The organism is uncultured Shimia sp. (assembly GCF_913054185.1).
Classification (GTDB): Bacteria; Pseudomonadota; Alphaproteobacteria; order Rhodobacterales; family Rhodobacteraceae; genus Shimia.
Window position 1 is genome coordinate 1 of the sequence record NZ_CAJXIV010000095.1, and the last position, 15,552, is coordinate 15,552.

16 protein-coding genes are annotated in these 15,552 nt (G+C 57.4%); 5 read left to right on the forward strand and 11 right to left on the reverse strand.

The annotated features are described in order from the left end of the window. From uvrC to QZ517_RS16515, 7 genes are all read right to left on the reverse strand, one after another. On the reverse strand, nt 1-1,772 hold a 1,772-nt coding region (gene uvrC, locus QZ517_RS16485), incomplete at its 3' end, for an excinuclease ABC subunit UvrC (protein WP_294228806.1). Between the two features lie 360 nt (nt 1,773-2,132). Further along, nucleotides 2,133-2,885 carry an SDR family oxidoreductase gene (locus QZ517_RS16490; RefSeq protein WP_294228809.1) on the reverse strand — a complete coding sequence of 251 codons (753 nt, stop codon included), beginning with the start codon at nt 2,883-2,885 and terminating at the stop codon, nt 2,133-2,135. Nucleotides 2,886-2,902: 17 nt separating this feature from the next. Continuing rightward, a complete protein-coding gene (locus QZ517_RS16495; protein WP_294228814.1) occupies nt 2,903-3,853 on the reverse strand; it encodes a calcium/sodium antiporter in 951 nt (316 codons plus the stop codon). A 172-nt stretch (nt 3,854-4,025) separates the two neighbouring features. Continuing rightward, entirely contained in the window at nt 4,026-4,823 is a 798-nt protein-coding gene (locus QZ517_RS16500; RefSeq protein ID WP_294228817.1) for a S49 family peptidase, read from the reverse strand. A 114-nt stretch (nt 4,824-4,937) separates the two neighbouring features. After that, entirely contained in the window at nt 4,938-5,699 is a 762-nt protein-coding gene (locus QZ517_RS16505; RefSeq protein WP_294228820.1) for an ABC transporter permease, read from the reverse strand. Next, complete coding sequence (locus tag QZ517_RS16510) at nt 5,696-6,619, reverse strand: ABC transporter ATP-binding protein (protein ID WP_294228826.1); 924 nt, start codon at nt 6,617-6,619, stop codon at nt 5,696-5,698. Before QZ517_RS16510 ends, QZ517_RS16505 begins: the two co-directional genes overlap by 4 nt. A 162-nt stretch (nt 6,620-6,781) precedes the next feature. Beyond that, nucleotides 6,782-7,318, reverse strand: coding sequence for a CoxG family protein (locus QZ517_RS16515; protein WP_294228828.1), 537 nt, complete (start codon nt 7,316-7,318; stop codon nt 6,782-6,784). Nucleotides 7,319-7,532: 214 nt separating this feature from the next. Here QZ517_RS16515 and QZ517_RS16520 point away from each other — a divergent pair, with 214 nt between their 5' ends. The 4 genes from QZ517_RS16520 to QZ517_RS16535 all read left to right on the forward strand — a co-directional run bounded on the left by QZ517_RS16520 (nt 7,533) and on the right by QZ517_RS16535 (nt 11,098). Continuing rightward, entirely contained in the window at nt 7,533-8,546 is a 1,014-nt protein-coding gene (locus QZ517_RS16520) for an adenylate/guanylate cyclase domain-containing protein (protein ID WP_294228832.1), read from the forward strand. A gap of 196 nt (nt 8,547-8,742) precedes the next feature. Then, nucleotides 8,743-9,225, forward strand: a complete 483-nt coding sequence (locus QZ517_RS16525; RefSeq protein WP_294228834.1) for a MaoC family dehydratase — start codon at nt 8,743-8,745, stop codon at nt 9,223-9,225. 76 nt (nt 9,226-9,301) lie between these two features. Further along, nucleotides 9,302-10,504 (forward strand): acetyl-CoA C-acyltransferase, encoded by a 1,203-nt coding sequence (locus QZ517_RS16530; RefSeq protein WP_294228837.1) that lies wholly within the window; start codon nt 9,302-9,304, stop codon nt 10,502-10,504. Nucleotides 10,505-10,642: 138 nt separating this feature from the next. Next, nucleotides 10,643-11,098 (forward strand): YHS domain-containing (seleno)protein, encoded by a 456-nt coding sequence (locus QZ517_RS16535; RefSeq protein WP_294228841.1) that lies wholly within the window; start codon nt 10,643-10,645, stop codon nt 11,096-11,098. Here the strand turns inward: QZ517_RS16535 and QZ517_RS16540 are convergent. Next, nucleotides 11,095-11,538, reverse strand: coding sequence for a MarR family transcriptional regulator (locus QZ517_RS16540; RefSeq protein ID WP_294228847.1), 444 nt, complete (start codon nt 11,536-11,538; stop codon nt 11,095-11,097). The genes QZ517_RS16535 and QZ517_RS16540 overlap by 4 nt on opposite strands. Nucleotides 11,539-11,607: 69 nt before the next feature. Here QZ517_RS16540 and QZ517_RS16545 point away from each other — a divergent pair, with 69 nt between their 5' ends. After that, nucleotides 11,608-12,057, forward strand: a complete 450-nt coding sequence (locus QZ517_RS16545; protein ID WP_294228850.1) for a hypothetical protein — start codon at nt 11,608-11,610, stop codon at nt 12,055-12,057. A gap of 53 nt (nt 12,058-12,110) precedes the next feature. Here the strand turns inward: QZ517_RS16545 and QZ517_RS16550 are convergent, their stop codons facing one another. From QZ517_RS16550 to QZ517_RS16560, 3 genes are all read right to left on the reverse strand, one after another. Further along, nucleotides 12,111-13,181 carry an acyl-CoA dehydrogenase family protein gene (locus QZ517_RS16550; RefSeq protein WP_294228855.1) on the reverse strand — a complete coding sequence of 357 codons (1,071 nt, stop codon included), beginning with the start codon at nt 13,179-13,181 and terminating at the stop codon, nt 12,111-12,113. A 3-nt stretch (nt 13,182-13,184) separates the two neighbouring features. Further along, nucleotides 13,185-14,372 (reverse strand): acyl-CoA dehydrogenase family protein, encoded by a 1,188-nt coding sequence (locus tag QZ517_RS16555; RefSeq protein ID WP_294228858.1) that lies wholly within the window; start codon nt 14,370-14,372, stop codon nt 13,185-13,187. 4 nt (nt 14,373-14,376) lie between these two features. Further along, nucleotides 14,377-15,552 (reverse strand): 3-hydroxyacyl-CoA dehydrogenase (locus QZ517_RS16560; RefSeq protein ID WP_294228861.1); only part of this gene is annotated, 1,176 nt, incomplete at its 5' end.

Sequence of the window (15,552 nt, forward strand, 5' to 3'; positions counted from 1 at the left end):
GCGCTGCCAAAATGTGCCAACAAAGCCCGCTTACGCGTCGCGCCCACGCCTGGCACGTCATCCAAAGGTGTTGCACCCACGGCTTTGGCGCGTTTTGCACGGTGCGTGCCAATCGCAAACCTATGCGCCTCATCGCGCAGCCGTTGCACAAAATACAGCACCGGATCATTGCGCCGCAGCGCCATCACGCGTTTGCCCACCCGGTGGAATTCTTCTTTGCCGTGGTCGCGGTCCACGCCTTTGGCCACCCCCACCATCGGCACATCCTCGACGCCATACTCCTCCATGATCTCACGCACCGCACTCACCTGCCCTGCGCCCCCATCGATCAACAAAAGGTCCGGCCACATGCCTTTATCCCGATCCGGATCTTCCTTCAGCAACCGCTTAAACCGCCGGTTCAACACCTCTTTCATCATGCCAAAGTCATCCCCCGGCGTGATGTCATCCCCCTTGATGTTGAACTTGCGATAGCTGTTTTTCATGAACCCTTCCGGCCCGGCGACAATCATGCCGCCCACCGCATTGGTGCCTTGAATGTGGCTGTTGTCGTAGACCTCAATGCGCTGCGGCGGCCCGTCAAGATCAAACACCTCCGCCACCCCTTGCAGCAGCTTGGCCTGCGTGGCGGTCTCACTCATTTTACGGGCCAGGCTTTCCCGCGCATTCCGCGCCGCACCTTCCACAAGCTCTGCCTTCTCGCCGCGCTGGGGCACGGTGATCTCAACCTTGCGCCCCGCCTTGGACCCCAGCGCCTCCGACATCAACTCGGCGTTTTCAATGGCATGAGACAGGATCAATTGCCGTGGCGGCTCCTTGCTGTCATAGAACTGCCCAATGAAAGCCTCCAGCACCTCAGCTGCCTCCACATCCACACCCACGCGCGGATAGAAATCCCGGTTGCCCCAGTTCTGATTGGCTCGGATGAAGAACACCTGCACACAGGCCTGACCCTTCTCCAGATGCAGCGCAATCACATCCGCCTCCGCCACGCCACGCGGGTTGATGCCCTGCGTTTGCTGCACCGAAGTCAGCGCCCGAATGCGATCGCGCAATGTCGCGGCTTTCTCAAACTCCATCGCCTCGGATGCCGCCTGCATCTGCTTGGCCAAGGTCTCCTGAATCTGCGTTGAGCGCCCCGACAAGAACCGCTCCGCGTCCCTCACACTTTCTGCGTAGTCGCTTTCCGAAATGCGCCCGACACAAGGCCCCGAGCAACGTTTGATCTGAAACAGCAAACATGGCCGCGTCCGGCTCTCAAACTGTGCATCCGAACAATTGCGCAGCAAAAACACCTTTTGCAGCTGGCTCAACGTACGGGTGACCGCCCCCGCATTGGCAAACGGCCCGTAGTAGTTGCCTTTTTCTTTCTTCGCGCCACGGTGCTTCTTAATCTGCGGAAACCCATGCGCGCGGCTGACCAGAATATTGGGGAAACTTTTGTCGTCCCGCAGCAGCACGTTGTACTTCGGCTTCAGCTGTTTGATCAGGTTCTGCTCAAGCAGCAGCGCCTCAGTTTCCGTCTTGGTGGTGAGAAACATCATCGACGATGTTTCGGAGATCATCCGTGCGATCCGCCCGGAATGCCCCGATGGCCGCGCATAGTTCGACACCCGTGCCCGCAAATTGCGTGCCTTGCCGACGTAGAGAATCCGCGCCTGAGCATCAAGCATGCGGTACACGCCGGGCGAACCGTCCAACGTTTTCAAGTAGCTATGTATACATTTGTGTCCCGTCGGGCCATCCGGAACAATAGGGCTGTCAGAAGTCATGTGTACTCAAATATGATTCTTTTGCTCTAGCTGCAATCTTGACGGTCCCGACGCAAGGGTAAACAAATCCACCGAAGTTGTGGATAAGTCTGGAGATATCTTTCCGGCTTCCGCGGATTTCCCTTGTTTTTGGCTGCTTTTGGCGCATTGCCTAAAAAATAGGCACAAATGTAACCATTTGTTTTTAAAGGAAACTTTTTTGACTATGCGTCAAATCGTTGAAATCATTAAGAAAATGTAAAATTTATGTAACGGAACCGTGACCGGTGCAAAACTTATCTCTGACATATCTGTTTTGCCCCCAATTTGGCCGTTCCCTGACTTAGCAAGCCCCCGATATACAAGTCGCTGCCCCAGGCCTCACCAGCCTAAATGCTGCCCACCATCCACACAAATTGCCTGCCCTGTCACGACGTTTGCATCCAGAAGATACCTCAAGGCAGCGACAATATCCTGCGGTCCAACGCCCCGCTTCAGCACTGTCCCATGACGCTCACTGGCAAAGTCCGCAACGCTCTGATGCGCCCCCTGAAGCGTCGGCCCCGGTGCGATGCCATTCACCCGGATATCTGGGGCCAATCCCTGTGCCGCCGTTTGGGTCAGCGCCCAGAGGCCCATCTTCGCCAAGGTGTAGGTTGAGAACTCCGGCGTTAGGTTGCGAATACGCTGATCCAGCATGTTCACCACAAGACCAGCCGCCACCGGCTCGCCAGCCGCGTCCAAAGACGCCTTAAGCCCCTGCTGCGCCATCAACTGCGTCAAAACATAAGGGGCACGCAGATTGCTCTCCATATGCCGATCCCAACCCTCTCTGGTTGAAGTCTGCAAGCTGTCATCCTCAAAGATCGACGCATTGTTGATCAAGCAGGTGATCGGCCCACCCAACGCCACAACACTCTGAGCAAACAAAGCTTTGGTCTGCACCTCGTCCAGCAGGTCTGCCTGCACAACGACGCCTTTTTGCCCATAGCCCCCAATTGCTGACACGGTCTCCTCTGCGCCCTCCTCAGAGGTCGCACAGTGCACCGCCACGTCAAAGCCACGTTCCGCGAGTGCAACCGCCATCACTTGCCCAAGCCGCTGTCCGGCGCCAGTCACCAATGCCCGCGCCATGTCAGCCTCCGCTTAAGTCAGGTCAGGGTAATCAGTATGTAGGTTAGATAGAGCGCGGTGAGAACAACACCCCAAATGCGTGTGATGTCCCGTTTCAGGAAAACAAACGGGATCAGCAGCAACGACGCGCCAAGCATCACCCAGAAATCAAAATCGAAGAAGTCCGGGTCGACGCGGATCGGATGCACAATTGATGTGATGCCGATAATGGCCAACAGGTTGAACATGTTGGAGCCAATCACATTGCCCAGCGCCACGTCTGCCTGACGGCGCAGGGCCGCCATCACAGTGGTTGCCAGCTCAGGCAGCGACGTGCCCAACGCAATCAGGGTCAAGCCAATCACCGTGTCACTCACGCCATAGCGCCGCGCAATGATCTCGGCGTTGTCCACCATCAGGTCTGCGCCCAACGGCAGGCCGATCAGCCCCAAGAGAAGGAAGACAATGATGCGCCACCACGGCATATCCGGGTCCGCACCCTCAACCTCTTCCTCGTCCATCACCATGGCGGCTTCCGCCTTTTTGTGGCACCGCGCCTGATAGAAAGCGCTGGTCAGCACCACAGCCAGCGCACCCAACAGAACCAATCCATTGCCCATGCGGAAGAACCCGTCCGCCGCCAACGCGATGAACAGTAAAGTGGCCGCAATCATCATGATGAAATTGCGTTTGGAGTTGCAGTGGCTGGTGTGGATCGGCGCTAAAATGGCCGGAATACCCAAGACAAGCAGGATGTTGGCGATGTTGGAGCCAACGACATTACCAATCGCAATGCCCGGCGCGTTTTTAAGCGCCGCTTGCAGCGAAATCAGAAGTTCAGGCGCAGAAGTACCAAAGGCCACAATCGTCAGGGAGACGATCAAAGCCGGGATCCCAATCCGCAACGACAGGTTCACAGCGCCACGTACCAGCGCGTCCCCAGCCAGAAGCAGGATCACCAACCCCAGCGATACCAGCCACCATTCCATTCTCTACCCCATGTCCTTCCGACAGGGGCACGGGCCCTTGCCAATTTTAAAGCGCCCGCAGTTGGAGCATTTCTTGGATTGCAGCTGCTTTTGTCCGGGAAACCGGAGTTTGCCAAACATCGCAAGCACCGCCATGCCAACCAAAAACAGAGTGACAATCTTTACCAGCACCTCAGAGTCCAAACCGCGCAAACTGCGCGCGTTCCTCGATACCAGATACCGCATCTTGGGCAAGTGACGCGCCAAAACGCTGCCACATCGAGCGTTTGATGCCATAGCGGCGCAGCTTCACCTTGTCCCCAAAGCGTGCCTTCAGCACCGGCACCAAATGGCCAACCTCATCAATCAGGCCAACCTCTTTCGCCTGCGATCCAATCCAGATTTCACCGGTGAACAAGTCGTCATTGTCGGCAAGTTTACCGTCCCGCCGAGATTGCACATGGGCGATGAAATTTTGGTGAATTTGCTCCAACATCCGCTTCAGTCGCGCCACGTCTTCGGCCTGTTCCGGCTTAAACGGGTCCAGCATCGATTTGCTTTTGCCAGCGGTATACACCCGGCGCTCAAATCCCTGACGGGACAGGAAGACATTGGCGCCAAATCCAGCCGAAATCACGCCAATCGAGCCCACAACCGAACTTTCGTCGGCGAATATCTCATCCGCTGCTGCCGCGAGCCAATAGCCGCCAGACGCGGCCACATCCTCAACAAACGCAATCACCGGAATGTCTTTTTCTTCGGCCAATCGCCGAATACGGCTGCCAATCAGCGCGCTTTGCACCGGGCTGCCACCGGGAGAGTTGATTTCCAACGCCACCGCAGCAGGCTTGCCTTTGGCAAAGGCTTTCTCAAGCAAAGGCGCGAGGCTGGCGTCGTTTAATTGCCCACGGCCGCCGGCAGCAATCATGCCTTGCAGGCGTACAACTGCCACCGTGGGCGCTTTTTTTGCGAAAGGGTTTAAGCGTTTCATCCCATGGCATTTAGAATGCGCATGGGCGTTTCACAAGGCAAGCACCTCAGGAAAGAGTTTTTTGTGATCAAAAAGCTTGGGGTGACGCGAGTCACCCCGCGTCACACGTTGTCTTTATGCCCGGATGCGCCAGCCGGTCTTGAAGATCCACCAGATAATCACCATGCACAGCGACGTGAACCCAAAGATCGCCAACAGGCTAAGCCCCACCGGCACATCTGCGGTGCCAAAGAACGACCAGCGGAAGCCGGAAATCAGATACACCACCGGGTTGAACAGGGTGATCTTCTGCCAAATCGGCGGCAACATGGAGATCGAATAAAATGACCCACCAAGAAACACCAGCGGCGTCACCACCAACAGAGGGATCAGCTGCAACTGCTCAAAGTTGCCTGCCCAGACTCCAATGATGAAGCCAAACAGCGAAAAGCTGACGCAGGTCAGCACCAAAAACAGCACCATGGCCCAGGGGTGCGTCACCGGCACATCCACAAACAGCGAGGCAGTCACAAGGATCACCACGCCAATGAACAGCGCCTTGGTGGCCGCCGCCCCAACAAACCCCAGCACAATCTCAAAGAAGCTGATCGGCGCACTGAGCAGCTCATAGACCGTGCCAATGAACTTGGGGAAGTAAATGCCAAACGAGGCATTAGACAACGCCTGCGTCATCACCGATAGCATGATCAAACCGGGCACAATAAACGCACCGTAGCTCACGCCTTCCACCTGGTCGATCCGGCTACCAATTGCGGCACCAAACACCACAAAATACAGCGATGTGGAGATCACCGGAGAAATGAAACTCTGTGCAATGGTTCGGAAAAACCGCACCATTTCCGAGTAGTAAATCGCCCAAACTGCTGTGAAATTCATGCCGCGCCCTCCTTCACCAGACCAACAAAGATGTCTTCAAGGCTCGACTGATCTGTCTGCAAATCTTTCAGCTGCAACCCGGCCGCGCTGATATCTCCCAAAAGCCGGGTGATGCCGGTGCTCTCACCGCTTGTGTCGTAGTGATAGCGCAGCGCGTGGCCGTCTTCTGCAACCTCGAGGTCATAGCTCGCAAGACTCTCCGGTACGGTTTCCACCGGTGTCTGAAGGTCCACCTGCAAGGTCTTCTGCCCCAACCGCTGCATCAACGCGGCTTTCTCTTCGACCAACAGCAACTCACCACCGTTGATCACGCCAACACGGTCGGCAATGGCCTCAGCTTCCTCGATGTAGTGGGTGGTCAGGATGATGGTCACGCCCTGCTCTTTGAGCTCAGCCACCACATCCCACATGTCCTTGCGCAGCTCCACGTCCACGCCTGCCGTTGGTTCATCCAGGAACAACACACGGGGCTCGTGGCTCAGTGCCTTGGCAATCAGCACACGTCGCTTCATGCCGCCGGACAGCTCCATCACCCGCGCGTCTTTTTTGTCCCACAAAGACAGCTGTTTTAGAATCTCTTCAATCTTCGCTGGGTTGGCTTTTTTGCCAAACAATCCACGCGAATAGCTGACCACGTCGATCACCTTATTGAACGGCTCCAGGTTGATCTCCTGCGGCACAAGCCCAATCATCGAGCGCGCCGGGCGGTAATCTTTCACCACGTCATGACCACCCACAGTCACCGATCCGGAACTTGGATTGGTGATCCCGCAGATCGTGGAAATCAGTGTGGTTTTTCCCGCGCCGTTGGGTCCCAGAAGCGCGAGTATCTCGCCTTCTTTGATGCCCAATGTCACGCCTTTGAGCGCTTCAAACCCACCTTTGTAGGTTTTGCGCAAATCTTTTATGTCTACAATCACTGCCGGCTCCCTCTTCCGGGCTGCACATCTTGAGCGCGCCACCCTAACAGGTGGCAAGTCCGCGCCAAGTGCGCAAATTTTCAGAGGGATATGTGCACCACCGCACCGCTCTACAAGCCCAGTGGCGCATTCTGTTAGAAAATTTCAGAGACAGCGCTTAGGTCAACCGCCCGTCATACGCTTCAAAAGGCTCTTCTTGGGCGCACCTTCTTCAACGTCGCCTGCCCCCTCTTCCGCAGCGTCTTCCACCACTTCAGCAGGCCCTTCCAACGAGGTCTGTAAGTTGGTGAAAAACTGATCCGCCATCTTCTTTGCAAACCCGTCAATCAGCCGGCTGCCCAGTTGCGCAAGCTTGCCGCCCACCTTGGCGTCCACTTCATAGCTCAACAACGTGCCAGCCTCGCTTGCAGCCAACGATACATCCGCCGCACCTTTGGCAAAACCTGCCGCGCCGCCCTTGCCTTCTCCGGTCAGTGTCAGGCTCTCGCCGTCCACCAAATTGGACAACACCACTTTGCCTTTGAACGTTGCCTTTACCGGGCCAACTTTCTGCACCACGGTGGCTTCAAAGCCATCTTCGGCGTTGCCTGTGACCTCTTTGGCGCCAGGCACGCACTGCAACAGGCTGTCCGCGCTCAGCAATGCCGCCCAGACCTCAGCCACCGGGGCCGCAATTTCGCGTTGATCACTCATATGCATGGCAGCTCTCCTCCTGTCCGCTTTGCGCGCCAACCTAGGCACATGCGCGAACCGCCGCAAGCGCACCAAGGTCGTACGCCCCGCCTCAAGAACACTCTGTGACGTCTTACACAGAAAATCCTGGGCAAACCTGTGTATATAGGACTTGATCCATTCCCACTTCGCCCCATATGTGTGGCACTGAAGTTAATCGTTTTAACATGAGAGTTTTGATATGCCCTCCGACATTCAACGGAAGCTGACAACCATTCTTGCAGCAGACGCCGCTGGCTACAGCCGTGTGATGGAATTGAATGAGGAGGGAGGCCTCCGGTCTCTCAAAGCAGCGCGCGCCGTATTCAAAAAATTCATCTCCCGCCATCACGGCCGGGTCGCGAATACTGCTGGCGATGGTCTGATCGCGGAATTTCCGTCTGTGGTTGAGGCTGTGCAATGCGCAATTGAGGTGCAACGCGAGCTGGGCGACCTGCAACACGATCCCGAAACTGCGCTCAACTTCCGCATTGGCATTCACTTGGGGGATGTGATGGTGGATGGCGAAGATCTGCTTGGCGAGGGCGTCAACCTGGCCGCCCGACTTCAAAGTATGGCGGAACCGGGCGGAATTTTGCTGTCCCAACAGGTCTACGATCAAGTGCGCAGCAAACTCTCTGTGGGCTTTGACTACATTGGGGAGCGCCACCCCAAGAACTTCTCCGAAGGTGTGCAGGTGTATTGCGTCGCCAACTTGGCGCAGGCCGAACCAAAAATGCACGTCCCGGAGCCTGAGCGGCCAAACCGCGACAAGTCACACGAAAGCCAAGCGCAGCCCACTGCCAAGCCCAAAGCCAGCGACTGGCCGGAGGATGAGTTTGACGAGGTGCTCAACAAAAAGCGGTCCGAGACCGTTCCGCCCGCACCAACGGATGACGATCTTCAGGACCGTCTCAGCCGGCGGGCCAAACAATTTGGCCTGATCTTCGCCGGCCTGTGTTTGGTCGACATCATCTCCGATCGCGGATTTTGGGCACATTGGCCGGGCCTCGTCTTGCTGACAGTTTGGCTTTTGCAAGCGGCCCCGCTGTGGGTCACTGAACGCAGGAGCCTCCCTTTTGTGCGCGGTGCCATCGTTGTAGCGGCCTTGGTTATGATCAACCTGTTTTCTTGGAGCGGCTTCTTTTGGGTCCTCTGGCCTGCAGGCGCATTGTTCCTTGTGCATGTCATGCGCGGCAGGCGCAAACGCACCTAACCACCTGTTCACCTAACCTGTGTCCCCCTCCTCCCGAGGGCACAATTTGCTCGCCTTATCATCAATTCCGCTATGCGGAATTAATTTCCGCATATTGACAGATGGCGCCGAATCCCGTCTCTTAGGGCAAGAGCGGAAACCCTTTCCGCATGGCGGAATGCGCTGACGCGCGGACATAGGTTGGGAGGCCAGAGGCATGATTTCTAGAATCCTCAAACTCGAAGACGGCGTGGGGTGCGAATTTGGCCTCTCCAAATGGGTCAAAATTGACCAAGCCATGATCGACGCCTTTGCCAAGGCCACCGGCGAAGCTCAGGCCATTCACACAGATCCAGATGCGGCCAAAGACACGCCATATGGCGGCACCGTTGCGCCCGGCTTTCTGACGCTCTCCCTGCTCAGCCAGATGATCGCCAACGCGGTGCCACGCACCGAAGCCGAAAGCACCGGAATCAACTACGGGTTTGACCGTGTGCGCTTTGTTGCCCCGGTGAAAGCTGGGGCGGAAATTCGCGGCCGCTTCACGCTGGCAAAATACTCCGAGCCGCAACCCGGTGTGATCGAAATGCAGTGGAATGTGACTGTCGAAATCAAAGGTGAAGACAAGCCCGCACTGGTCGCGCAGTGGAAGAATCTGCGTTTTGAACAGGGTGTCGAAACCTACGCGCAGGCCAGCTGAGCCGCGCAATTCGCACCTCCGCAAAACAGACGCGATACAGACGCAAAACCGACGTGAAAAATCAGGACTCTTAGACATGCGCGACGCCCTCATTGTCTCCACCGCCCGCACGCCCATTGGCAAGGCCTACCGCGGCGCTTTCAACAACACCCAAGCGCAGGAATTGATCGGCCACGCCGTCTCCCATGCTGTCTCTCGCGCAGGTCTAGAAGGCCATGAGGTTGAGGATTGCATTGTCGGCGCTGCGCTTCAGCAAGGCGCCACCGGCGGCAACATCGCCCGTCAGGCCGTGATCCGCGCGGGCTTGCCTGTAACCGTCGCAGGCATGTCTCTCGACCGCCAATGCGCCTCTGGCTTGATGGCCATCGCCACAGCTGCCAAGCAGGTTGTGCATGACGGCATGGACGTGGCCATAGGCGGCGGCGTTGAGTCTGTCTCCTTGGTACAAAACGAAAAAATGCGCATGGACCGCCGTGTTGATCCCTGGATCAAGGCGCACAAGCCTGCGCTCTACATGACCATGTTAGAAACCGCAGAGATTGTTGCCGCGCGCTACGGCGTGACCCGCGAGGATCAGGACGCCTATGCGCTGCAATCCCAACACCGCACTGCCGCCGCTCAGGCTGCGGGCAAGTTTGACGATGAAATTGTGCCGCTGACCTCCACCAAAGGTGTGATGAACAAAGAGACCAAAGAAGTGTCCTTTCAAGAAGTTACGCTTGCAAAAGATGAGGGCAACCGCCCTTCCACCACGTTGGAAAACCTGCAAGGCTTAAACCCCGTATTCAAAGACGGCCAGCAGGTGAAACAAGGCCAACACATCACCGCTGGCAACGCCTCTCAATTGTCTGACGGCGCTTCAGCCTCGGTGATCATGGAAGCCAAAATGGCGGAAAAACAAGGCCTTGAGCCGCTGGGCCGCTACGTTGGCGTGATGGCGGCCGGCCTTGAACCAGACGAAATGGGCATCGGCCCGATCCACGCGGTGCCCAAGCTCCTCAAAGCCCACGGCCTGAAAATGGACGACATCGGCCTTTGGGAGCTCAACGAAGCTTTTGCCTGTCAGGTGCTGCACTCCGCCCGTGTGTTGGGCATCCCCAACGAGATCTTAAACGTCAATGGCGGCGCCATTTCCATCGGCCACCCCTACGGCATGTCCGGTGCGCGTATGGTTGGCAACGCCCTGATCGAGGGCAAACGCCGCGGTGCCAAATACGTGGTCTGCACCATGTGTGTCGGCGGCGGCATGGGCGCAGCAGGCCTGTTCGAAGTCCTGTAACCTCCTGCACCAAATACACAAAAGGCGGCTATTTTTGGGTCGCCCTTCTCCTTCTGACACAGAGTTCACCTCTTGGTGACCTGGGGTCCAAAGCGCAAAACGCACCGCTATATTGCCTCCAACACCGGAGGACAGACAATGCTCACACGCCGCGCCGCCCTTGGCCTTTTTGCTGCAACTCCTTTGGCTTACGCCCTCACACCGCAGGTCGCATTGGCCCGCGAACCGGAAGTGTTTCAAAACCCCATCGCGATCAATGGCTACGACCCGGTGGCCTATTTCACCGAGCAAAAACCGGTCGAGGGGTCCGCCGCAAACCTCGTCGACTGGAACGGCGCAACTTGGCGCTTTGCCTCCGCCCAAAACGCGGCGAAGTTCCAAGCCAACCCAGAGACTTACGCGCCCCGTTTTGGCGGATACTGTGCCTACGCCGCCTCCAAAGGTTACCTTGCGCCGACCATCCCCGAGGCCTGGACCATCCACGAGGACGTGCTCTATCTCAACGCCAACCTGCGCGCACAGGAGCTTTGGCGTCAGGACATTCCCGGCAACATCAAAAAAGGTCTCGCCAACTGGCCTGGGGTCTTGGGCTAACCACTCTCTGGTGTGGTCTCCATCGTGGAGATCACACGCCGCATCAGTTCCAAAAGCTGCTGTTGCTCCGCGCCCGTTAGATCAGACACCGCCCGCGCATTCACAGCCGTCGCTTCTGCATAGGCCATCTCACGCAATACACGGGCTTTATCGGTCAACCGTATCCGCTGCACGCGACCGTCCCCTGCGTCGCGTTGACGTGTGACCAGCCCGTCCCGCTCCATACGTGTCAAAGTCGCCGCCAGAGTCGGCTGCTCAATGCCCAGCTTGGCGACCAGCTCCTTTTGGGTGAGCCCATCTTTTTCCCACAAATGTAACAAGGCCGGAAACGCACCCAGCGCGATTCCGTGCGGCTTAATCCGTGCTTCCAAGTCGCGCGCCATTAGCCGCGCAAAATGGTTCACCACATAGCCCAACGAGGTCTCAGTTCGAAAATCCATACCAACACCCTTGCATTACATAGCACACTATACAATATAATATAGCAAGCTATGTAAATGGAGATTCCCATGCTATCCACAGTTCACAAAGCCGCTGCCGCCCTGGCCACCGGAACCATCGCAACCTTCTGGATTTCCACGCTGTTTTCCGAAGTCTTTCTGGATCACGCCGCGATTTCAGCCGTAAAAACCGCGATTCCCTACGGCTTTTTTATCCTGATCCCCGCGATGGCGGTTGCAGGTGTGACTGGCGCAAAACTGGCAAAAGGCCGCAGCGGCGGTGTGTTGGGCGCAAAATCCAAACGCATGCCAATCGTGGCTGCCAACGGAATCTTGATCCTGATCCCCGCAGCGCTGTTTCTGGCAACCAAGGCGCAGGCAGGCAGCTTCGATACTAGTTTTTACGTGGTGCAAGTTTTTGAGCTGATCGCTGGCGCCTTAAACCTGACCTTGCTGGGCCTCAACATACGCGACGGCCGCAAACTCACAGCTGGCAAACGACGTCGCGCCGCAGCCTAAAACAGAAAACGCCCCGAAATTTCGGGGCGATTTCTCAGTCTTCAGGCCACAGCCTACGCGGCATAGCCCTTCATCACTTGGCTCAGATGATAATCCGTGTCGCCTAACTGCGCATCGAGCATGATCAACCGTTTGGCGTAGTGGCTCACCGCATATTCCCAAGTCATGGCGATCCCGCCGTGCATCTGGATGCTCTCTTCCGCCACCAGACGCGCTGCGCGACCAATCATGTTCTTGGCCATTGACGCATAGCGGCTGGCATCATCGCCCCCAAGCTCCGCCGCCGCCTTGATGGTGATCGACCGCGCCTGCTCAATCTCGGTCAACATGTCCACCGCTCGGTGCTGCAACACCTGAAACTTGCCAATCGGAATGCCAAATTGCTTGCGTTGCTTGAGGTAGTCCACGGTGGTGGCATGGGTCACTTCCATCGCGCCCACCGCCTCGGCGCAAAGCGCAACAATGCCTGCGTTTACAGCATCTTGGAGCGCAGCGGCGGCGTCCGCCAAAACCAACGTCGCGGGCGTGTCGTCCAGCAGCACTTCCGCCGCGCCGCCGCCATCCATCATGCCATAGCCGGTGACATTGGCGTCGCTCGCATTGACCGCAAAGACACCCAGCCCGTCGCCATGTTTGGCCGCAACCAGCACCACATCCGCCACCTGTCCACCATAGACCGTGGACTTGCGCCCCGACAGGGTGAAGCCGTCCCCCTTGGCCGAGGCCACGGTGGCGATCTGGTCCAATTCATACGGCGCGTCGACCTCGGTGATGCCCACGGCATATCTCGTTGCCCCGGTCAGCAGCGCCTCCTGATCCGCATCAGCCGCCGCCAGCAATCGAGACGCCATCAGCGCCCCCAAAACAGGCTCCGGGCACAACGCCTTTCCAAACGCCTCAAACACAACGGAAATATCAAATCCGCTGCCGCCCATGCCGCCCGCCTCTTCCGGCGCCAACGCATACAGCGCCCCCAACTCCACCAACTGATCCCACAGCGCGGGATCATGATACGGCGCGTCATAAGCCACCTTGATCCGGTGCTCGACCGGGTATTTCTCACCCAGAAACCGGGCCAACGTGTCCGCCAACATCTGGCGATCTTCGGTCAGATTAAAATCCATCGATCAAAGCTCCAGCATGGTTTTGGTTACGATATTGCGCTGAATCTCGTTGGACCCACCAAAGATCGAGGTTTTGCGGTTGTTGAAATACCGCGCCGCGTTGTGCTCGGTATCGGCCGGACCAAACATCAGGTTGCCCTCGGAGACATGCCCTGGGAATGGCGCCGCCGCTGGGCCCAATGCGCGTCGTGCAAGGTCTTTGAGTTCCTGATTGATCACCGTGCCTTTGATTTTCAACAGCGAGGTTTCCGGCCCCGGCGCGCCCTGTTCCTGCGCTTTGAACAACATCCGCAGATTGGTGATCTTCATCGCCTCAAGGTCAATCTCCGCCTGCGCAATCCGCGCTGCAAACAGCGGGTTTTCAATCAATGGCTTGCCGCCCCGCATTGTTCTGCGGGCAATCGCCTTCACCTCTTCCAACGCCTGCATGGAAAAGCCAACACCGGCAATACCGGTCCGCTCATGGGTCAGCAGGAACTTGGCTATGGTCCAGCCTTTGTTTTCCTCCCCAACCAGATTGCCAATTGGCACCCGCACATCGGTGAAAAACACCTCGTTCACCTCGTGCCCGCCTTCGATCAGTTTGATCGGCCGCACCTCAATGCCCGGCGTCGCCATATCCACAAGGATAAAGCTGATGCCCGCCTGCTGTTTCACATCGGGATCGGTCCGGCACAGGCAGAAAATCCAATCAGCGTGCTGCCCCAATGTGGTCCAGGTCTTCTGCCCGTTGATGACCCACTCGTCACCATCACGCTCGGCCTTGGTTTTAAGCGAGGCCAAATCCGACCCTGCGCCGGGTTCAGAGTAGCCCTGGCACCACCAATCGGTCCCATCCAGAATACGCGGCAGGTAATGCTCCTGCTGTTCTTTGGAGCCAAATTTGATCAGCACTGGCCCCAACATATTCAGACCAAACGGCACAATGCGCGGCGCGTAAGCCCGACAGCATTCTTCCTCAAAGATATGCTTCTGCACCGGGCTCCACCTCGGCCCGCCAAACTCCTTCGGCCAGATCGTCGCCAACCAACCGCGCGAGTTCAGAATGGCATGCCAGTCCTCCATCATCGCTTTGGTCAGCTCCCCCCCGGCCCGCACAGCGCTGGAAATCTCTTCCGGCAGGTGCTCGGCCAGAAACGCCCGCACCTCATCGCGAAACGCGAGGTCTTCTTTGGAATAACTCAGGTCCATGGCATCACTTCCCCTTATTCAGATCCGCAAACGTGGAGCCATCTTCAGACATTTTGCGCAACAACTCAGGCACTTGCCAGTAATGCGCGTCCTCTTGGGCATAGGCCTCAATGCGCTTCACCAGCGCTGCCGCACCTATGGTGTCCGCATAATGCAGCGGTCCACCACGGAACCGTGGGAAGCCGTAGCCAGACAGAAACACCACATCAACATCCACCGGACGCAGCGCAATGCCATCCTCGACCACTCGGGTGGCTTCAGAAATCATTGCGGTCATGTAGCGCTCCACAATCTCCTCATCGCTGAACGCGCGCGGCGTGATACCCGCCTTGGCGCGCTCCTCGTCAATAATGGCGTCCAGGTCCGGGTTTTTCAGCGTGTCACGACCTTCATAGGCATAGTACCCCTTGCTGGTCTTGCGCCCGTTCCAGCCGTTCTCACTCAGCCGATCCGCAATCGCGCCACCATACCGTTCTTCTGCAGGACGGGTCGCTGCCAACCGTTTGCGTGTCATGTACCCGATGTCGAGCCCCGCCAGATCACCCACACGGTGCGGCCCCATTGCAAAGCCAAAGCCTTCAAGCGCCTTATCGACCTGATCCGGATGCGCCCCATCCAGCACCAGATAGCTCGCGGTTTTCAGGTAGTGCCCAAGAATGCGGTTGCCAATAAACCCGTCACACACACCGGCCCGCACGCCAATCTTGCGCATATTCTTGGCCAGCGCAAAACCCGTCGCCACAACTTCTGGCGCGGTCTTCTCACCCACAACCACTTCCAACAGCTTCATAATGTGCGCCGGAGAGAAGAAGTGCAGCCCCAACACATCCTGCGGCCGCTTGGTCATCGCCGCAATTTCATTCACGTCGAGATAGCTGGTGTTGGAGGCCAGCACCGCGCCCTCTTTGCAGATCGCATCCAGCGCGGAGAATATCTCCTTCTTAACGTCCATGCTCTCGAACACCGCTTCGATCACCAGATCTACCTCGGCCAGCGCGTCCATACTCATTGAGGCTGACAGGTTGACCAAGGCCGTATCGCGTTTGGCAGCGCTCATCTTGCCACGTTTCACCGCACCATCGAGATTGCCGGTGATTGTCGCCACCCCGCGATCCAGTGCTTCTTGCGTAACTTCGATCAGTGTCACCGGCAGGCCAGCCATCAACGCCGAGGTCGAAAT